The 18,774-nt window shown below is 67.2% G+C and carries 16 protein-coding genes and 1 pseudogene; 10 read left to right on the top strand and 7 right to left on the bottom strand.

The window, feature by feature from the left end:
* Positions 1 to 24 precede the first annotated feature (24 nt).
* The 4 genes and pseudogenes from ABFX45_RS34455 to ABFX45_RS34440 all read left to right on the top strand — a co-directional run bounded on the left by ABFX45_RS34455 (position 25) and on the right by ABFX45_RS34440 (position 1,521).
* Positions 25 to 333 carry a helix-turn-helix domain-containing protein gene (locus ABFX45_RS34455; RefSeq protein WP_346134612.1) on the top strand — a complete coding sequence of 103 codons (309 nt, stop codon included), beginning with the start codon at positions 25 to 27 and terminating at the stop codon, positions 331 to 333.
* Positions 334 to 345: 12 nt separating this feature from the next.
* Positions 346 to 858 (top strand): annotated as a pseudogene (locus ABFX45_RS34450) (DUF5753 domain-containing protein); the annotation flags it as partial.
* A 10-nt stretch (positions 859 to 868) separates the two neighbouring features.
* On the top strand, positions 869 to 1,039 hold the full coding sequence (locus ABFX45_RS34445; protein ID WP_109641048.1) for a DUF397 domain-containing protein: 171 nt from the start codon (positions 869 to 871) through the stop codon (positions 1,037 to 1,039).
* Positions 1,036 to 1,521, top strand: coding sequence for a DinB family protein (locus tag ABFX45_RS34440; RefSeq protein WP_346134608.1), 486 nt, complete (start codon positions 1,036 to 1,038; stop codon positions 1,519 to 1,521). The genes ABFX45_RS34445 and ABFX45_RS34440 overlap by 4 nt, the downstream gene beginning before the upstream one ends.
* Before the next feature lie 3 nt (positions 1,522 to 1,524).
* Here the strand turns inward: ABFX45_RS34440 and ABFX45_RS34435 are convergent, their stop codons facing one another.
* The 6 genes from ABFX45_RS34435 to ABFX45_RS34410 all read right to left on the bottom strand — a co-directional run bounded on the left by ABFX45_RS34435 (position 1,525) and on the right by ABFX45_RS34410 (position 10,985).
* Positions 1,525 to 1,710, bottom strand: a complete 186-nt coding sequence (locus ABFX45_RS34435; RefSeq protein ID WP_346134606.1) for a hypothetical protein — start codon at positions 1,708 to 1,710, stop codon at positions 1,525 to 1,527.
* A 112-nt stretch (positions 1,711 to 1,822) separates the two neighbouring features.
* On the bottom strand, positions 1,823 to 2,155 hold the full coding sequence (locus tag ABFX45_RS34430) for a hypothetical protein (protein WP_346134604.1): 333 nt from the start codon (positions 2,153 to 2,155) through the stop codon (positions 1,823 to 1,825).
* Positions 2,156 to 2,182: 27 nt separating this feature from the next.
* Positions 2,183 to 2,938, bottom strand: a complete 756-nt coding sequence (locus ABFX45_RS34425) for a hypothetical protein (protein ID WP_146231825.1) — start codon at positions 2,936 to 2,938, stop codon at positions 2,183 to 2,185.
* An 84-nt stretch (positions 2,939 to 3,022) separates the two neighbouring features.
* Positions 3,023 to 9,172: a PA14 domain-containing protein gene (locus tag ABFX45_RS34420; RefSeq protein WP_346134602.1), complete on the bottom strand. Its 6,150-nt coding sequence runs from the start codon at positions 9,170 to 9,172 to the stop codon at positions 3,023 to 3,025.
* Positions 9,173 to 9,331: 159 nt separating this feature from the next.
* A complete protein-coding gene (locus tag ABFX45_RS34415) occupies positions 9,332 to 10,060 on the bottom strand; it encodes a HEAT repeat domain-containing protein (protein ID WP_346134600.1) in 729 nt (242 codons plus the stop codon).
* 7 nt (positions 10,061 to 10,067) lie between these two features.
* Positions 10,068 to 10,985 (bottom strand): LysR family transcriptional regulator, encoded by a 918-nt coding sequence (locus ABFX45_RS34410; protein WP_346134598.1) that lies wholly within the window; start codon positions 10,983 to 10,985, stop codon positions 10,068 to 10,070.
* An 81-nt stretch (positions 10,986 to 11,066) separates the two neighbouring features.
* Between ABFX45_RS34410 and ABFX45_RS34405 the strand changes: the two genes are divergently transcribed.
* Genes ABFX45_RS34405 through ABFX45_RS34380 form a run of 6 tightly spaced genes read left to right on the top strand, consistent with a single transcriptional unit; the run spans position 11,067 to position 17,723 of the window.
* Positions 11,067 to 12,551, top strand: a complete 1,485-nt coding sequence (locus ABFX45_RS34405) for an aldehyde dehydrogenase family protein (RefSeq protein ID WP_109641054.1) — start codon at positions 11,067 to 11,069, stop codon at positions 12,549 to 12,551.
* A 43-nt stretch (positions 12,552 to 12,594) separates the two neighbouring features.
* Positions 12,595 to 13,692 carry an NAD(P)/FAD-dependent oxidoreductase gene (locus ABFX45_RS34400; protein WP_428834270.1) on the top strand — a complete coding sequence of 366 codons (1,098 nt, stop codon included), beginning with the start codon at positions 12,595 to 12,597 and terminating at the stop codon, positions 13,690 to 13,692.
* 10 nt (positions 13,693 to 13,702) lie between these two features.
* Positions 13,703 to 14,833, top strand: a complete 1,131-nt coding sequence (locus ABFX45_RS34395; protein WP_346134594.1) for a Glu/Leu/Phe/Val family dehydrogenase — start codon at positions 13,703 to 13,705, stop codon at positions 14,831 to 14,833.
* Positions 14,830 to 15,915, top strand: a complete 1,086-nt coding sequence (locus ABFX45_RS34390) for a CaiB/BaiF CoA transferase family protein (protein ID WP_346134592.1) — start codon at positions 14,830 to 14,832, stop codon at positions 15,913 to 15,915. The genes ABFX45_RS34395 and ABFX45_RS34390 overlap by 4 nt, the downstream gene beginning before the upstream one ends.
* Position 15,916: 1 nt before the next feature.
* Complete coding sequence (locus ABFX45_RS34385; protein ID WP_346134590.1) at positions 15,917 to 17,077, top strand: acyl-CoA dehydrogenase family protein; 1,161 nt, start codon at positions 15,917 to 15,919, stop codon at positions 17,075 to 17,077.
* Positions 17,078 to 17,111: 34 nt separating this feature from the next.
* The gene (locus ABFX45_RS34380) at positions 17,112 to 17,723 is read left to right on the top strand and encodes a TetR/AcrR family transcriptional regulator (protein ID WP_346134588.1); all 612 of its coding nucleotides are present in this window, start codon (positions 17,112 to 17,114) and stop codon (positions 17,721 to 17,723) included.
* A gap of 159 nt (positions 17,724 to 17,882) precedes the next feature.
* Here the strand turns inward: ABFX45_RS34380 and ABFX45_RS34375 are convergent, their stop codons facing one another.
* Entirely contained in the window at positions 17,883 to 18,575 is a 693-nt protein-coding gene (locus tag ABFX45_RS34375; protein WP_112230331.1) for a peptidylprolyl isomerase, read from the bottom strand.
* Between the last annotated feature and the right edge of the window lie 199 nt (positions 18,576 to 18,774).

Here is an 18,774-nt window from a genome sequence, read left to right as displayed (position 1 = left end):
AACGTTTGGCCCTAGCTTTCTTTCATGCCAAAGAGAGACTCCACGGTGCGCGGACGGGAGTTCGGCGCGGGCGTGCGCGAAGCCCTGCGCAAAGCAGGCCTCACCGGACGCGCCGCCGCAGAACTCGCCGGCTGGGATCCGGCCAAGCTGTCCGACATGCTCAACGGCAAGGGCGGCGTGACCGAGGGCGACCTCCACCGTCTGCTCGGCCTGTGCCGCACACCGCTGGACGAAACCGAGCACCTGGTCGCCCTGTACCGCGAGACCAGCCAGCCCGGCTGGCTCCAGGTCCACGGCGAGAAGATGCCCGTCGAACTGCGCACGCTCCACTAACACGAAGCAACGGCCACCGAGATCACCTACTGGTGCATGAACGTCGTCCCCGCGGTGCTCCAGCTTCCGGATTACATGCGCGCGCTGTTCCTCGGCGCTCCCAACGTGCCGAACAAGGAGATCGACAAGCGCGTGGCGGCACGCACGGCACGACAGCAACAGCTGTTCCAACGACGCTGCCCGATGACCTTCTACATTCACGAGTACGCGCTGCGTCTCCCCGCCGGAGATGGCGAGCTGATGTCGGATCAGCTCCACCACCTCAACCACATGAGCAACCGCACCTACATCACGAACCGGGTCGTGCCCGTGAGCGCCGGTGTCCATGCCGGATTGGCAGGGGTCTTCACGTTCATGAAGTTCGCGAAGCTGGAGCCGATCGTCTACGTCGATGCCGAGAACCACGGCGTCTTCCTCGACGACAAGGAATCAGCGAAGGCCTACCTGAACATCTTGGCGTCACTCGATCGGACCGCGTTGGATGTGGAACAATCCCGGGAGTTGATCACCTCTATCGCCTCGTGAGGAGTCTCAGATGACCGAGTGGCGAAAGAGCAGCTACAGCGGCAACAGCTCGGAGTGCGTCGAGGTTGGTCGCGGCGTCGGCATCAGGGACAGCAAGGCCCCTGTCACCCACCTCGCGATCGGAACGTCCGCGTGGTCGGCGTTCCTGGAGGCCACGAAGGCTGACAAACTCGTCCGGTGACCCGTACCTGGCCCTCAAAGCTCGCGGCGGACGAAGGCGCACTCGCCTGGGAGTTCCTGGACTTCCTGCGCAAGACCGCCGTGCTGAAGGTCGAGGGCCTCACCCGCGACCAGGCCGTGGCCGCCCCGATCGCCACCTCTGAGAAGCTGACCGCGCTGGGCGTGCTCAAGCATCTCGTGGCCGTCGAGCGCTACTGGCTGTGCATCGCGGGCGCAGGTCTGGACCTGCCGTCGTTGTGGGAGGGCACCCCGGACCCGTCCTGGGACCTCACCGACGACGACACCCCGGAATCGCTCATCCAGGCCTACCAAGAGGAATGGGCCAACGCCGAGGCCCTCAAGCAGCGCCGGCCCGACGACAACGCCGCAGACGGCGAACGCACCGTGCGGTGGATCCTGGCCCACGTGGCGCAGGAAACCGCGCGCCACGTGGGCCATCTGGATCTGCTCCGCGAGCTGGCGGACGGTCAGACCGGCGAATGACGCCTAGATCCGCACCGGGTACCGCCCGGTGATGTCCCTGGCGGCCACGACCCACCGAGGCGGCGGATCGGAGTCGGGCGAACCCACGCACTGCAGCGCGAACACCACGACCACGCTGCCGTCGTCGAGCACGAACCCCGTGCCGTACGAGCCCTGCCGTGCGCTCGTCACCGCCGAACGCAAGAACATCCGGCTCTGCCACGGGTTGGTGACGCGTCCAGTTGCCGTCGAGGTCGAGCCGGGACCGGAACGCCGCCCACGCCACGAACCGCGAGGGCCAGGTAGAGGAACATCACCACGGTCAGCTCCACCACGGGCCGACCGTCGGCCCACTCCGGGTCGAGCAACTGTGGCTGGAACGCGAACGGCAGCCCGTCAGTGGCACGGCCGGGGCGATCAGCCGGACCCACAGACGGACGCGCCCGACCCCGCATTCCACGGCAAATTCCTCGGCCGCAGCGCTGTCAACGGGCTTCTGCTCGACCGGCCGGTCCTTGCGCCCCGAGCCCTGCCACAGCAGCTGTCCGCCGAACACCGCAACGACCACCATCACCGAGCGTTCCGGCGCTGGTAGCGCGTCGTACGCCTGCACGCAGCCGATCATGAAGGCCGCGAGGACGAGCAGTCGCAGCACCGTCATCCTCGGCAGGCCCCGCCAAGCTCAGCAGGCGACCTCACCCGGCCACAGCGGAGTCAGCGCGACGACCGCGCCTGCCAGCGCGTCGTCGACCGCAGCTTCAGCTGCCGGAGAAAGACCGCCCTTCCGTCGCGTGTGGACCAGGCGCTCGCGCAACGCCGGCACGGACAGGGCCGCGGCGGCATTGCGCACCACCGCTTCATCCCCGTGCGACAAGCACCGAACGAGTCCATCACCGACCAGGTCCTCTGCCTCACGAGCCAGAGCGCCGTCCCTGGCCAGCCGTCGGACCGCCGCAGCTGCCGCCACGCGAATCTTCGGATTCCGGTCCGTCAGCCTGGTGGCGACCAGCTGCGCGGCCGCCGGATCGGCCGTGTCACCGAGCCCGGCCACCGCTACGCCCCGACGGTGCGACCACAGGTGCTTCACGTCGCGGGCCAGGTGTTCAACCGGTTTCAGCTGCCTGAGCCGGGGAATTCCGTAGGCGCACAGCACCGAGCTCCGATAGGGATTACCTCGGATCGCCCAGTCCGCGGAATCCCCTTTGCGCCCCTTGCCGAAGAACTCCAGCACGTACGACGGATCGCGATCCGGGCGACGCTCCGCGAGGATGCGGCACAGGACCGAAGCCAAACCCATCGACCGGCTGTGAGCCTCCAGCAGAGCCTCGATCCGGGCGTCGACACTCATGTCGTCGGACTCGACCAGAGCACGGATGCTCTTTCCGAGGTCCGGTGAACTCTGCACCAGCACTTCGGAAAGAGCGGCATCGATGTTCATCAGGTCCCACCACTCCACAACATGCCGAAACGACCGGGCGGGACACCTCACAGCGCCCCGCCCGGTCTGCCTATTCCTGGCCGATCATCGTCCGAAGAACCCCATCGCACATCCGATGCCCGATATGGCCATCCTGACATAAGGGGAGTTGACGGTCCCCAGCGTGCGTTCCTTGATCAGTGTCATGTTCGCTTTACATCTCTGCACGCGCGGGTGGTACTTGATGTTGTTGTACAGCCTCCCCGCCTTGCTGGCCTGGAAGCGTTCCTTTCCGCTCTTGAAGACGCCTTTGGCCCGGGTCACCACCTTCGGTGCCGTGGTCCGGATCCAGCTGCCGGCCGCGACGACCTTGCGACCGGTCCACTTCATGCCGCCCCAGATCCGGGGAGCCCACTTGACTCCCCACTTCACGCCCTGCCGGACAGCGAAGCGGGCGAGGATGGGCAGGCCGATGCGAAGCCCTGCCACGGCGAGGAAGAGACACGGCGGACACCTGCCGTCGAGGTCGTTGGCGTTGACCGGGTCGCCGTTGACGTAGTCGTAGTCGTTGGCGGACCCGCCCTCGACCGGGTCGACGGACAGGAACCGGCCGAGCAGCGGGCTGTACGGACGGGCACCCATCTGCACGAGCGACAACGCTCCGGCGTGTTCGTAGGGACGCTGGTGCTGTCCCAGCCAGCCGTAGTCCATCTGACCGGGCTGGTTGTCCGGCACGGCATCCGTGTCGACCTTGCCGTCACTGGAGATCGGCTCACCGAACGGCGTGTAGTGCCGCAGCTGGCCGACCTGGCCGCCCGCACCGTCCGTGGTGAGGATGATGTCGCCGCGCACCGACGGGTGGTCGTACGTGCGGCTGTCACCGCTGATCGTCAGCAGTACGCCACCGGCCAGCGTGATCGAGCGGGTCAACAGCTTCTTGTCCTCACCGAGCACGAGGTCTGCGGTGTCACCGTCCGCGGTGTGGGCGTACAGCACGACCTTCTGGTCATCGCCCTGTTCCACGCCGCGGCGCACGATCCGATCGCCGGCGTCGCGCTGGTACGCGACGGCGGCGGGGTCCGCGCCGACCGAACGAGCGCTGATGTTGCGGCCCGCCGTGTCCCACGACAGGTGCGTGGTGGAACCGTTGGTCGTGTACTCGGTCGTGTTGCCGCTGTCGTCGTACTTGATGCCGGACACCGCGTTCGCACCGGTGGTGGCCAGCAGCCGGTCAGCGCCGTCGTAGCAGTAGTTCGTCGTCTGCGTACCGGCGGCCGTCTCGTCGATCAGCTTGACACGGTTGGTGTTCAGACCGGCGTTGCCGACCGAACCGGCGGGACACCCTTCCACCGCGGACGTGAAGTCGTAGGTGTATTTGTGCCCGTTGACCACCGCCTTGGTGAGCCTTCCAGCCGTGTCGTAGATGTAGTTGTGGCCGCCGGGTCCGGCGTCGTAGCCGTTGAGCGTCTCGTCGACGATCGTGCCCGCACGGGTGCGCGTCACGGTCGTCGGAATCTCGGCGCCCTGTTTGGTCTTCCATGTGAGCGACGTGATCTGACCAGGACCGTCCTTGCCGATCGCGGCCAACGAGGCACCGTTGGCGTAGGCCACCGACTTCAGATCACCCGCCGCGTCGTAGGTCGACGTGGCCAGCAGGGAGCCGTCGAGCGACACGGTCAGGAGCCTGTCCGCGTCGTCGTAGGTGTTGACGACGGTCTGCGCCGGGTTGAGCGGCAGGTTGACCTTCTGCGACGCCAAGCGGCCCGCACGGTCGTACTTGCTCTCCGTGCGAACGCCGTGGACGTCGGTGTACTCGACCGTGCGACCGATCATGTCGACCTTGGTGGTGACGGTGCCGTTGTGGTCCGTCACGCTCGACACGAGCGGATCGCCGTTCACCGCGTGGTTCGTGGTCACGACACGCTCGCCCGCTGCGGCGCTCGCGGGGTGCTTGACCTGGACGACCCGGTCGCATTCGTCGTACGTGGTGCACGTCCACTTGCCTGCGGTGCCCTGAGCCACCACGCGACCCGACGCGTCGAAGATCTGCTCGTCCTCACGCGCCGCACCGGTCGCCGGAGCGGGAGACTTGGTGAGCTTGGCGAGCCCACCCTGGTTGATCGCCTCCACCTCGGGGGTGCAGGGGTTGTCCCGCGTCTCCCGGTCGCCGTAGTAGACGAAGGTCGTCTGAGCGCCCGTGGGCGAGGTCTCAGCGATCTTGCGGAGGTAACCGGTGCCCACGGCCTCGTACGTGGTCTTGACCGACTGACCCTTCTGAGTCGTGGTGGTGACCAGACCGTAGGCGGCGTCGAGCCCGTTCTCGCCGAACTTGCTGGACGAGACCTGCGGCTGCAGACCGAGGGACTCTCCCTTGGTGGTGGACGTGGTGTGGCCGTACTTCGGCTTCATCCCCGCCGCGGGCACGACCTGCTGGGTACCGCCTGGCGTGGTCCAGTGCAGTTCGAGTTGCGCGAGAGATCCGAGGTCGTAGTACTCAACGCGGATCTTCTTGGCAGCGCCGGCCGACGGGCTGTTGACCGTCGCCTCCCGCCACTTGGCACCAGTGTCGATCCAGTCGTCGATGACGATCGCATCGTCGACCCACACGCGGACACCGTCGTCGGCCACGACGCGGAGCTTGTAGTTGCCCGCCTCGGGGAACACGATGTCGCCGGTCGCCCGCAGCGAGAAGCCGTCCGCAGGGATGCCCGTGACCGGCACGGCTTCGCCCCAGTTGCGGGCGAACGTTCCGTCAGCGGCCAGGCCGGTCTGGAACACCTTCGGTGTCCCGACCATGTCCTTGTTGTCGTAGAACGACACCGCCAGACCGTTGAGTCCCTCGTCGAAGGCGGTCTTCGAGTGCGGAACGGTGGCGGCGCACTCCGCCTTGAGCTCCTGGCCGTTGAAGCACGACGCCGGACCCGGACCGAAGTTGTCGGTCGGGCGGTCCTGCGCGTCGTACAACGTGGTCGACACCCGTCCGGCGGCGTCCGTCGAGGTCAGCAGCTGATCCTTGACGCTCCACGTCTGCGACGTCGTCTTGCCGGTGGCGTCCGTGCTGGACAACAACCGGAAGGCGTCGTCGTAGACCACCTTGCGCGAGAACCCGATGACCGGGTTGATCCCCGCGATGTCCACGAACGACGTCTTTGCGGCGGCGTCGTACCGGTACGAGTGGTAGCCGCGTTCCTCGCCATGCGTCGTGTACGGCTGGTAGATCGTCCGGGCCACTGGCTTGGTCGCCGTGTGGTCGTAGTAGTGAACGATGTAGTTCGCCGCGTCGGTGTTCCGGTTCGCGTGGTCCTGCGAGACCCAGTCGGCGGCGCGGCTGTCCCGCATGCCGTCGAGCAGGCCGTTGGACGTGAAGCTGAACTGGGTCATCTCACGACCCGGGTCCTCCACCGCAACGAGATGTCCGCGGTAGTAGAACAGCTTCGTCTGGGTGCCGTCCCAGTAGACGATGCGGCAGAGCATCTGCGACGGCGGCAGGCGTTCCGCGTCCGGCGGAGGCGTGGCGCCCGCGTAGCAGTCGTCACCCGGCCGGTTGTAGTACAGCTTGTGCGAACGACCCGAGACCGGGTCCTTGATCTCCTTCAACCGCGACGGCGAGCCGTCGTAGATGTACTGCAACGCGGCTGGCTTGCGGGTGTCGACGGCGCTCGACTGCGACTCCAGCTTGCCCGCCGAGTTGAACACGTACACGTCGGTGCCGTAGGTCAGCGTGATGCGCCCTGCCGTGTCCATCGCCAGGGTGCCCACCTCGCCGTCCGGCGGGGTGTAGCCACCGGTCGACTTCTTCGTCCAGGTGTGCTTGGCACCGGACGCGTCGGTCAGCACGACGTTCTGGTCGGTGACCTTCGCCTCCGTGAACGTCGAGCCCGTGCCGTCGAGGTCGGCGCTCAGCATCCAGCCCTTCGGCAGTGCGGGCAGGTCCGAGGAGTGCAACCAGTCAGCGGGAATGATCTGCGCGGGCACGGTGGTGCCGTCGGTCGTGCGGGTGAACAGGCGCAGGTACGCCCAGCCACCGACCTCGGCCAGCTCGACCTTGATCGGCACGCGCTGGCCGGCGGTGAGCTGCACCTCCTTCGCGACACCCCAGTTGACGTCGCTGCAGCAGCCCTGGTCGTAGACCGAGTTGCCGTTGATCCACACGCGCAGCCGGTCGTCGTGCACACCGGCGAATTGGTAGGTGCCGGTCGCCGGTGCCTGGAAGTAGCCCTCCCACCGTGCGACGAACCAGTCCTTCGGCAGCGCGGGCGCGAACGGTGAGGTGTCACCCCAGTCCACGTTCACCTGCGGCTCGGTGCGCACGAGGACCGGCTCCTGCTGCGGGCTGATCTCACCGTTGTGCGACAGGTCCGGGAAGTACGACGCCCGCAGGCCCTTCTGCTCCTGCTGCTGCGAGTTGTAGGTCATCGACAGACCCGCTTCGCCACCGACCGTGTTGAACGTCGGTGACTTGATGGACGTGGTCACGTTGCCGTTGGCCAAGTTCACCGAGATCGGCCCCATGGTGTCGTCCGGAGCCGGTCCCCTGTTGCCGATGCGCTGATCGACCTTCAGGTGGAACACCGCACTCGGGATCCTCGACGTGGCACCGCTGACAGCCTTCGCCTGCCACGTGTAGGCGACACCGTCCTGCAGCACGCCGGACGGAATCGTCCACTTCGGAGTGTCGAGGCAGCCGGAGTCCACCACGACACCGGACTTCGCGTCCGCGCCGGTCGCGACGGTAAAGCAGTACCTCACCTGCTCGCCGTCCGGGTCGCTGACGGGGCTGACCTCGAGGGTCGGCGTCGTGTTGGTGATCACGCTGTGGTCGGCGGGGCCGACCAGGGTCGGTGCGGGTGGCGCGGAACCAGTGTCGACGGTCAGCGTCGCCGTGGCGTACTTGTACGTCCAGACACCGGGAGCCTCGTGGCCGGTGACCATGAAGGTCGCCATGTGCTTGATGTCGGCGATGTGCTGCAGGAAGCTGACGAGGCTGTCGCCGGTCAGCGTGCCGACCTGCCCCACCAAGCCGCTCGCCAGATGCCCACCGAGACCGTTGAAGTCCATGGCAGACGCGTGGTACAGGTTCGCCGGCCAGGTCTTGTCCGGGCTTCCCGGTGTCCGCTGGTTCGCCAGGTCCAGCTTCGCACCGACGATCCGCTTGCCGTACAGGTTCTCGTAGTTGAACCGGATCGCGGAACGCCAGTACTTGTCGCCGTTGTCCTGGACGTTGCCGAACTGGACGTTGCAGTTGCTGCACCAGTAGCCGTCGGACTTGTACGACTCCGAGTACGCGACGCCGTAGGTGAACGTCGGGTCGACGCTGACCGGGTAGACGCGCTTGGGGTCCTTCAGCCACGCCTCGTCCACCGCGACGGTGAGCACCCAGTCCTTGCCGGACTTCTCGACGGTGTAGGTGCCGCCGGTCATGGCCGGTGGCTTCGTCTCACCGTCACCGGCCGAGTCCCACGTGACGATCGGCGGCATGACGATCTTCGGGGCACCGCTCGCGTCCCGCAGCTCGACCGTCTGCTGCCCGGTCACCACCGGGGTGAGAGCGCCGGTCTTGAGGGTGAACCGCCACTTGTTGGTGGACGGCGCCTTCTTGAGCTTGATCGTCTCTTTGAGAGAGCCGGGAGTGACCTCGTAGGTGAGGTCGGTGTCCGGAGTGACGTCGGAGTACTCCGCCATCTTCTCGGTCACCTTGACCTTGCGGTCCTTGGCCGGCTTCTGCTCCGGCGCCAGCGTGACCTTGTGGCCGTCGACCTCGACGGTGACCAGCGACGGATCGTCCGCGGCGCCACCGAGCGTGGGCTTGAGCGGGTGCGCCTTCGCCTTCACGCGGCGGGTCGGGGTGTCGGCGACGAGGGTGGTGTCCACCGGGCGCCAGTTGCCGAGCGCGTCTTTGACGTTGCGCGGCTCGGTCGACTGCTTGATCGTCCGCGTGCCGTCCGGGTTCTCGTACTCGTCGACGAACGTCGAGCTGGAGACCACTTTGGACTTCTGCGGGTCGAAGCTGCTCTTGCCGGTGCCCATCAGCGGCGTGAAGTCCGCCTTCGGGTCGGCGGGCTGGATCGGTGGTTGCTTGACCTCGGCGCCCTTGAGCACCGGGAGTGCGGTCGGATCGATCGCCGTGGACTTGGGCGGAGGCGCCGCGAACGCGGGTGCCTGCGCCAGTGAGAAGGTCAGAGATGCTACGAGGGCAGCCGCGATCCCCCGTGCTCTTCGAGCACGGGAAGATCGCGCCGCATCGCGACGCGTCATCAGGTGTATCCCCCAGGCTTATGGGGAGAGACGTGAGCTTCCGCCGCCCACACGCCCCCCAGCGTTGACGCGCCGTAGCATGCCGAACCCGGACATATGTGAGCAATGGGCCGTTCAGGCTAACTTAAGCTCCGTGGGCGGGGAATCACACTCTGTGTATCACTCTTCGCCCGGCCAGAGCAGCAACAGCGGTGCGAGCACGCCGTCGAGGGCGTTGTCGACGACGGCGCCGGCCAGAGGCATCAACGTTGCCCGCGCGTACAGCAGGTCTTCGCGCAAGGCCGGGAGCGCCAGTGCGGCAGCCGCCTGTTCGATCACCTCTTGGCGGTCGTGGTGCAGGCAACCCACCAACGCCTCCGCTGCCGACCCGACCTGGACGCCCGCTTTCGCGAGCCGGCGGATCGCTGCCGCGGCCTCGAAGCGAACCCACCACTTCGGGTCGCGCAGGCGGCCGATGATCGGCGGCAGGGCAGCCGGGTCGGCGGTGTCACCGAGCGCGGTGACGGCTATCTGCCGACGAGTCGCCAGCCAGTGCGTCGCGTCGGGCGTGATGCGTTCGACCGGATTCGCCTTGCGCAGCCTCGTGATCCCGTGGAGCCACACCCACGGGCTGCGGTAGACCTCGTGCCCGAGCAGACGGCGGACCGGGCCGTCGGTCTCGGCGTAGAAATGACGGAGCGCGTATTCCGGGTCCCGGAAAGGATCACGTTCCGCAAGGACGCGGCAGAGCAGCGGGCGTGCCGGGCCCGCGTCGTCGAGACTGCCGAGGATGATTTCCTCGACACCCGGTTCGTTGCTGTCGATCAAAATTCTGATGTGCGCACGAAGATCCGGCGAACCCCACTCCCGGATCCCAGCCAGCGCCCCATCGCTGCTGAGTTCCCCCATTTCTCTATCATGGCGGATTTATGTAGCCGCCCACAGCGTTTTCACAGACTTCACGGAGAGCGTTTACCGCGTCACGCAGCAACGGGTTGGTATTCGCCGTGCGGTGGACAACGTGCACGTGCCTGCGCAACGGCTTGTGCCGCAACGGCATCGCGTGCGTGCCGGGTAGCGCTTTGTACCCGAGCGCGGGCACCAGCGCGACACCGACACCGGCCGCCACGAGCGACTGCACGACCTCGTAGTCGTTGCTGCGGAAAGCAATTTTCGGCGCGAAACCCGACGCCGCGCACAGCCGCGTGAGACACGTGGCGCCGGACGTGCCGTCGCGCGACGCGATCCAGCGTTCGTCTTTGAGATCTTCGAGTTTGACGTTGTTTTTCGCTGCCGAATGATCGGTCGGAACCATGACCAGCAGTGATTCCTCCAGCAACGGCACCACCGTCAGTTCTTCCGGCCACGTGCGCGGGACGAGGTCGTAGGCGTACACCAGCGCGAGATCCAGTTCGCCGGTCAGCACGAGCGGCAGCACGTCCTCCGGCTCGGCCTCGTCCAGAAGGATCTCGGCATCCGGCAGGTCGGCCGACAGCTTCGCCAGAGCCTTGGGCACGACCCGCGAGCTCGCCGTGGGGAACGTGCCGATGCGCAGGCGCCCGCGCAGACCCTGCACCATCGCCTTGACCTCGTGCTCGAACCCGTCGAACGCGGCCAGCAGCTCACCACCCCGGTCCGCGATCAGCAGCGCCGCACTGGCCGGCCTGATCGAGTGCGCCTCCCGTTCGAAGAGCGTCACGCCGACAGCGCGTTCGAACGCCGAGATCTGCTGTGACACGGCCGACGACGTGTAGCCGAGACGGCGGGCCGCCTCGGCGAACGAACCCGTCTTCACGACCTCGACGAGCGTGCGGAGATGCACCGGGTTGAGCATCAGGTCAGCTTATGCTCGACCTCGCGAGGTTTCATTCTGCAACCCCTGGCGGAACCACCGGGTAACTACCAGGGTGGGTGCATGCCCTATGTCTCCACGAACCCGTCGAACACCTCCGACGTGGTCACCGAGATCGAGCTCGGGACCAGCCGCACCTTCGTCGACGCAGCACAGCGGGCCAAGGCGGCACAACGCGCGTGGGCTCGCGTGCCCGCACCCGTGCGCGGACAGGTCATCGGCAACATCGGCCGGCTCGTCGAGGCGAACTTCGAGCCGCTCGCCCAGCTGGTGACCCGCGAGATCGGCAAGCCGATCGCGGAGGCACGCGGCGAGGTGCAGGAGATCGTGGACACCTGCAACTTCTTCCTCGGCGAGGGCAGGCGCCTCTACGGGCACACCGTGCCGTCGGAGATGGCGGACAAGCAGCTCTTCACCTTCCGCAACCCGGTCGGCGTCGCGGCGATCATCACCGCCGGCAACTTCCCCGTCGCCGTGCCGTCCTGGTACATCGTGCCCGCGCTGCTGTGCGGCAACTCGGTCGTGTGGAAGCCCGCCGAGTACTCCGCCGCGTCCGCCCAGGCGTTCTACGACGTGTTCCAGGCAGCCGGCATCCCCGGCGGGGTGTTCGAGATCGTCTTCGCCGAGGGGACGGAGACGTTCGACGGCCTGGAGCAGGCGCTGCAGCAGGGCCTCGTCGACAAGGTCGGGTTCACCGGGTCCAGCGAGGTCGGTGTGCGGATCGGTGAGCTCTGCGGACGCCACCTCCAGACGCCGTGCCTGGAGCTGGGCGGCAAGAACCCGATGGTCGTCACCGAGGACGCCGACCTGGACCTGGCCGTGCAGGGCGCGCTGTTCGCCGGCTTCGGTTCCGCGGGCCAGCGGTGCACCTCGCTCGGCACGGCGATCGTGCACGAGTCGGTGTACGCCGAGTTCCTGTCCCGGTTCACCGAGGCAGTCTCCGGCGCCACCGTGGGCGACCCGACCGGCGATGTCCTCTATGGACCGTTGCTGGACGAGAAGTTCGCCCTGGCGTACGAGAAGTACCTCGGCTGGATCGGCGAGCACCACACGGTGCACGGCCCGACCGGCCGCATCACGGCTTCGAACCCCCGCAAGGGCTTCACCGGGGAGAACGGTCTCTTCTACCACCCCGCAATCGTTTCCGGTGTGCGTGCCGACGACGAGCTGTTCCTCCAGGAGACGTTCGGGCCGATCGTCGGCGTCATGAAGTACTCGGACCTGGACGAGGCGATCGAGCTCGGCAACAAGCCGGGCTACGGCCTGTCGTGTTCGATCTACACCACGGACCCGAACAAGGCCTTCCGGTTCCGAGCCGGCATCTCCGCCGGCATGGTGAGCGTCAACAACTCGACGTCCGGGGCCGAAGCGCACCTGCCGTTCGGCGGCAACGGCAAGAGCGGCAACGGCTCCCGGCAGTCGGGCGTGTGGGTGCTCGACCAGTTCACCCGCTGGCAGTCCATGAACTGGGACTACTCCGGGAAACTGCAGAAGGCGCAGATGGACACGCTCGCGATCGAGGCGAACCTTGACTACCGGCTCGGCTGAGCTGCCAAGTCAGGCCGAGGTCGTCGTCATCGGCGGCGGGGTGATGGGCACATCCATCGCCTTTCACCTCGCCGAGGCAGGCGTCCGGGATGTCGTTGTCGTGGAGCGGGATGAGCTGGGTTCCGGCTCCACCTGCAAAGCAGCGGGTGGAGTGCGCGCCCAGTTCTCCGACGAACTGAACATCAGGCTCGGCGCCCGATCACTCGAAGCGTTCCAGCGCTTTCCGCAGCGTCCCGGGCAGGAGATCGATCTGCACCAGGCCGGCTACCTGTTCCTCCTTTCCACTCGGGAACACGTCACGGCGTTCGAGCGCAACGTCGACCTCCAGAACTCCCTCGGCGTACGCAGTCGCATGCTGACTGTCGAGGAAGCTCAGCGGATGTCGCCGCTGATCGAAACGGACGGCCTGCTCGCGGCGACCTTCTCGCCGGACGACGGACACTGCACTCCTGAGTCCGTGGTCCTCGGCTATGCCACCGCGGCCCGCCGGTTCGGTGTCCGTTTCCACACCAGAACCACCGTGAAAGCGATCGTAGGGACGGGGTCCGACACTTTTCGCGTCCAGACCGACCGCGGCGAGGTTTCGACGGGGACTTTGATCTGCGCGGCGGGTGCCTGGTCGCGTTCGATCGGCGAGATGGTGGGCGTTGACCTGCCGGTTTCTCCCTTGCGGCGACAGGTCATGTTCACCGAGCCCATGCCGGAGCTACACGATCGGGTGACGCCCTTCACCATCGACTTCGGCAGCACCTTCTACTTCCACCGCGAGGGCCCCGGCCTCCTGTTCGGCATGTCCGACCCGGACGAGACGCCGGGCTTCAAGCTGGACATGTCCGACGCGTGGCTGCCGCGCCTCACCGAGGCGATCGGACGGCGGGCGCCGCGGCTGCTGGACGTGGGCGTGCGCAACGGGTGGGCCGGGCTGTACGAGGTGACGCCCGACCACAACGCGTTGATCGGCTCCGTCGGCAGGTTCTTCTACGCCACCGGTTTCTCCGGGCACGGCTTCCTGCAAGGGCCCGCGGTGGGCGAGGTCGTGCGCGACCTCGTGCTGGATCGCGAGCCCTTCGTCGACGTGTCCAGTTTGGACGCCTCCCGGTTCGCCGCCGACCAGGCGCGGCCCGAACTCAACTGCGTGTGAGGGAATGCTGATGGACGTTCTTCAGCTCATGGACGAATGGGGCCCAGAGAAGGTCGTCTGCGTGTCCGACCGGCGCACCGGCATGAAGGGTGTGCTCGTCATCGACAACACCGCACGCGGCATGGGCAAGGGCGGTACGCGGATGAGCGCCGGCGTGACCGTCACCGAGATCGCCCGTCTCGCGCGCGTGATGACGTGGAAGTGGGCCGGGGTCGACCTGTTCTTCGGCGGGGCGAAGGCCGGGATCGTCTTCGATCCTTCCTCTCCCGACAAGGAAGCGGCGCTGCGGGCATTCGCTCGCAAGCTCTCCAACGAGGTGCCGCGCGAGTACGTGCTCGGGCTCGACATGGGCCTCACCGAACGGGACGCCGCGATCGTCCAGGACGAACTGTCGGACCGCGGCGCTATGATGGGCGCACCGGCTCAACTCGGCGGTCTTCCGTACGACGAGCTGGGCGTCACCGGGTTCGGCGTGGCCGAGGTGGCGGACGAACTGATGGCGGTGAACGGCTCGCTGCGCGGCAAGCGCGTAGCCGTTCAGGGTTTCGGCGCGGTTGGTGCCGCGGCAGCCCGACGCTTCGCCGAACTCGGCGCTGTCGTCGTCGCCGTGTCGTCGGTGCACGGCGCGTTGGTCGATCCCGACGGCCTGGATGTGGCGCGGCTGCTGGATCTGCGGGCTTCGTCCGGTGATCTCGCGGTCAAGGAGTACGGGCCGGTGCAGGCGCTGGGTGCCGAGCTCCGGGTGCCGTGCGACGTGCTGGTGCCGGCCGCGATGCAGGACGTGATCGACGCGGATCTCGCGGGCGAGCTCGACACCACCCTGGTGGTCGAGGGCGCGAACCTGCCGACTTCCGTTGCGGCGCAGGAGGTGCTGGCCGCTCGCGGCATCACGGTGGTGCCGGACTTCATCGCGAACGCGGGCGGCGTGGTCGCGGCGGCGTTCGGGATGGACGCGCGGTACTCACCCTTCCCGGTGAACCCCGCGACCGTGCTGGACGCGGTGTCGGAGAAGCTGAGGGCGAACGCGGTGCGGATCGTCGCGGAAGCCCGGGATCGTGGCACCACGACACACGTGGCCGCGCGCGAGCTGGCGCAGGAACGCGTGCTGACCGCGATGAAGCTGCGGGGGCGGGTCGCATGAGCTCGCTCCACGGTGTCGTGATCGCGGACTTCAGCCGCGTGCTGGCCGCGCCGTACGCGACGATGATGCTGGGCGACCTCGGCGCCGAGGTGATCAAGGTTGAGCAGCCCGGTCGTGGCGACGAGACCCGCACGTGGGGTCCGCCGCACTTCGAGGGCGAGGCGACGTACTTCCTGTCCGTCAACAGGAACAAGACGTCCGTGCAGATCGACCTGTCGACGCGGGCAGGCCGGGAGCAGGCGCGCGAGCTCATCGCGCGGGCGGACGTGGTGGTCGAGAACTTCAAACCGGGCACCATGAAGAAGTTCGGGCTGGACTACGAGTCGTTGGGGCGTGACGACCTCGTCTACTGCTCGATCTCGGGGTTCGGTTCGGGCAAGGGCGCGGACCTGCCCGGCTACGACCTGCTCGTGCAGGCCGTGGGCGGGTTGATGAGCGTGACCGGGCCCGGTCCGCAGGAGCCGGTGAAGACCGGGGTGGCGCTGGTGGACGTCCTGACGGGGTTGCACGCCTGCGTCGGCATCCTGGCGGCGTTGCGGCATCGGGAGGCGACCGGGCAGGGGCAGCTGGTCGAGCTGGACCTGCTGTCGGTGTTGTTGTCCAGCATGGTGAACCAGAGCGCGGGCTTCACGCTGGCCGGTTCGATCCCGCAGCCGATGGGCAACCGGCATCCCTCGATCGCGCCCTACGAGGTGTTCCCGACGATCGACCAGCCGATCGTGCTCGCGGTCGGCAACGACAGGCAGTTCCGCCGGCTGTGCTCGGTGCTCGACGTGCCGGAGCTGGCCACGGATTCGCGGTTCCTCACGAACCCGGACCGGGTCGAGCACGTCGGCGAGCTGTTCGAGGCGCTGTCGGCGCGGCTGCGGACGCGTCCGGCACAGCACTGGTTCGAAACCCTGACGCCCCTTGGTGTTCCGTGTGGTCCGGTGAACGACATCGCGCACGCGTTCGCACTGGCGGAGTCGCTGGACCTCAAGCCCACCGCGACGATCGGCGACATGACGCTCGTCGCGAACCCCATCCGCCTCTCGCGCACGCCGGTCACCTACCGGCTGCGCCCGCCGAAGCTGGAGCAGTGAAGTGCAGGACCCGTTGCAGTTGCTGGACATCCCGTCGTTGCTGAGCGACGAGGAGCGCGACATCCAGGCCACCGTCGCGGCGTACCTGTCCGATCACGTGCGGCCGCACATCGCCTCCTGGTTCGAGGAAGGCGTGCTCCCGCGCGAGCTCGCGCGGGAGCTCGGCAAGCTCGGGGTGCTCGGCATGCACCTCGAGGGGTACGGGTGCGCGGGGACCTCGGCGCTGGCGTACGGCCTCGCGTGCCTGGAGCTGGAGGCAGTGGACAGCGGCATCCGGAGTTTCGTGTCGGTGCAGGGTTCGCTGTCGATGTTCTCGATCTGGAAGTACGGGTCGGAGGAGCAGAAGCAGGAGTGGCTGCCGCGGCTGGCCGCGGGTGAGGCGATCGGCTGCTTCGGGCTGACCGAGCCGGACTTCGGCTCGAACCCGTCCGGAATGCGCACGCGAGCCGTGCGCGACGGGTCGGACTGGGTGCTCAACGGCACCAAGATGTGGATTACCAACGGCGGCCTCGCGGACGTCGCGACCGTGTGGGCGCAGACCGAGGAGGGAGTTCGAGGATTCCTCGTCCCCCGCGGCACGCCGGGATTCTCGACCCAGGACATCAAGCACAAGTTGTCGATGCGAGCATCGGTCACCTCCGAGTTGGTCCTGGAGGACGTGCGGCTGCCGGACAGCGCGCGCCTGCCACTCGCGACTTCCTTGCGCGCTCCCCTTTCCTGCCTGAACGAGGCCAGGTTCGGAATCGTGTTCGGTGCTGTCGGCGCGGCGCGGGACTCGTTGCAGGCGGCGCTCAGCTACTCGGGCACGCGCATCCAGTTCGACAAGCCGATCGCCGCGTTCCAGCTGACGCAGCGCAAGCTCGTCGGCATGTCCGTGCAGGTCAACAACGCGATGCTGCTCGCGCTGCACCTCGCGAGGCTCAAGGAGGCCGGCACGCTGAAGCCGGAGCAGATCAGCGTCGGCAAGTACAACAACGTCGAGGCGGCCATCGCGATCGCAAGGGAAAGCCGGACGATCCTCGGCGCGAACGGCATCTCGCTGGAGTACTCGCCATTGCGTCACGCCAACAATCTGGAATCCGTTCTCACCTACGAGGGCACTTCGGACATCCACCTGCTATCCATCGGCCACGCGTTGACCGGAATCGCCTCATTCCGATGATCCTTCGTCCTATCCTGCAGGCCGCAACGGGTTCGTGGGGTGGGAGGACGTTCTGCCGGAAGAGACAAGCAGCCGCAGCGATGCGCGCCGCAACCGCAAACGTTTGCTGGATGCCGCGACGCACGTTCTGCGGGCTGAACCAGAAACGGCGACGATGCAGTCCATCGCGCGCAAAGCGGCGCTTTCGCAAGCGACGGCCTATCGCCACTTCCCGTCCGTGGAAGCGCTCGTGGTGGCTTATCACGAGGATGTCATCGCGTCGTTGATCGAGCACGGCGAACGGTGTCGCAAGACCGGCAAGGAGTTGTTCGAACACCAGGTCGCGCGCTGGGTGAAGCTGCAGAACGTGCACGGCCCGGTGATCGTGCGGTTCTGGTCCCGGCGCGGGTTTCTGGAACGGCTGCAGTCCGCTGACGCACTGACCACGCTGTCGTGCAAGGCGTGGGACCGGGCCCTGCACGGCGTGTTGATCGACCTGGCGTTGCCGGACGCTTTGCTTTCTGTGGCGCGGTTTCTGCACAACGCGTTGTTCGACCCGCGGGAGATCATCGACCTGACGAAAGCCGCCGGACTACCTGACGAACAGGTGGTCCGGCGGCTCTCGGACGCGTTCTACGGCGCGTTGTCGGGCTGGGCGGCGCACTAGTGGCTTGACCCGGAACGTCGGCTGGGTGATTCACGCTCAGCAGGGCACCTCGCGGCACCGCCCCCGCGCCCCCGTACATCCAGTATGAGGACGCGGGGGCGGCACCACGATGCACCCGTCTGACCGCGAATTCGCCCGGCAACGTTCCGGGCCACGCCACTAGACACCCAGCGGGAACACCCACTTCAGCTCGGACTTGAGGTTCGGCCGGCCGTCCAGCGGGTTCTCCCCCGCGATGCCACCGGCCGCGATCTTGTCCAGCGTCTTGAGGCCCTCGGGCAGGATCTGGCCGAACACCGCGTAGTTCGGGCGCAGGATGCTGTCGGTCTGCACCAGGAAGAACTGCGAGCCGTTCGTGTCCGGGCCGGCGTTGGCCATGGCGAGCGTGCCGCGCGGGTAGATGCGGCGCAGGCCGGTCGGGTCGTTCGGCGCGGGCTTGAGGTCGGTCGGCAGCTCGTCGGCGTACTTGTAGCCGGGACCGCCCTCACCGGTGTTGGACGGGTCGCCGCACTGCAGCACCTTCAGCGTCGGGTACGCGGTGAGGCGATGGCACTCGGTCTGGTTGTAGAAGCCACGATGTGCCAGGTGGATGAAGCTGTGCACGGTGCACGGCGCCTTGGTGCGGTCGAGCAGCAGCGGGATGTCGCCCTGGTTCGTCTTGACCTTCACGAGGACCTTGCCCTTGGTGAACCACGGGTCGTGCGGCATGGACACCGGACGGGCAGGAGGTTCCTCCGGCGTCGCGGTGTAACCGCAGTCGGGCCGTGCTTCTGGCTGCGCGGACGCTGTTCCGGTCGTCATGAGTCCGGCGGCCACTGCCACCACTGCCAGACCAGCTGCGATTCGCCTCATGCGCGTTTCCTAGTGGAGCTGGTGGCAGTCCGGCAAGGTTTAACGGATCACTGAGGTGATCTCACCAACGGGGATTCTCGCGCTGAACGCCTGACGTGCGCGGGAGCGCGTGGCCGTGCGTCGCGACGGGTTGCAGGGCCTGGAAGAAGAAGGACGGGGAGTCCTGGTAGGACTGGATTTGCGAAGATCAAGTCCGAAC

This window comes from Lentzea roselyniae (assembly GCF_039537795.1).
GTDB classification, from domain to species: Bacteria; Actinomycetota; Actinomycetes; order Mycobacteriales; family Pseudonocardiaceae; genus Lentzea; species Lentzea atacamensis.
Note: the sequence above shows the minus strand (reverse complement) of the source record. Positions and strands in the feature narration are given on the sequence as shown.

Bases quoted from the DNA above. Each gene is read 5' to 3' on its own strand.
- ABFX45_RS34405 (WP_109641054.1), top strand. From the start codon at position 11,067: ATGCCCTATGTCTCCACGAACCCGTCGAACACCTCCGACGTGGTCACC.
- ABFX45_RS34390 (WP_346134592.1), top strand. From the start codon at position 14,830: ATGAGCTCGCTCCACGGTGTCGTGATCGCGGACTTCAGCCGCGTGCTG.
- ABFX45_RS34420 (WP_346134602.1), bottom strand. From the start codon at position 9,172: ATGACGCGTCGCGATGCGGCGCGATCTTCCCGTGCTCGAAGAGCACGG.
- ABFX45_RS34395 (WP_346134594.1), top strand. From the start codon at position 13,703: ATGGACGTTCTTCAGCTCATGGACGAATGGGGCCCAGAGAAGGTCGTC.
- ABFX45_RS34455 (WP_346134612.1), top strand. From the start codon at position 25: ATGCCAAAGAGAGACTCCACGGTGCGCGGACGGGAGTTCGGCGCGGGC.
- ABFX45_RS34400 (WP_428834270.1), top strand. From the start codon at position 12,595: ATGGGCACATCCATCGCCTTTCACCTCGCCGAGGCAGGCGTCCGGGAT.
- ABFX45_RS34375 (WP_112230331.1), bottom strand. From the start codon at position 18,575: ATGAGGCGAATCGCAGCTGGTCTGGCAGTGGTGGCAGTGGCCGCCGGA.
- ABFX45_RS34445 (WP_109641048.1), top strand. From the start codon at position 869: ATGACCGAGTGGCGAAAGAGCAGCTACAGCGGCAACAGCTCGGAGTGC.
- ABFX45_RS34425 (WP_146231825.1), bottom strand. From the start codon at position 2,938: ATGAACATCGATGCCGCTCTTTCCGAAGTGCTGGTGCAGAGTTCACCG.
- ABFX45_RS34435 (WP_346134606.1), bottom strand. From the start codon at position 1,710: ATGTTCTTGCGTTCGGCGGTGACGAGCGCACGGCAGGGCTCGTACGGC.
- ABFX45_RS34415 (WP_346134600.1), bottom strand. From the start codon at position 10,060: ATGGGGGAACTCAGCAGCGATGGGGCGCTGGCTGGGATCCGGGAGTGG.
- ABFX45_RS34410 (WP_346134598.1), bottom strand. From the start codon at position 10,985: ATGCTCAACCCGGTGCATCTCCGCACGCTCGTCGAGGTCGTGAAGACG.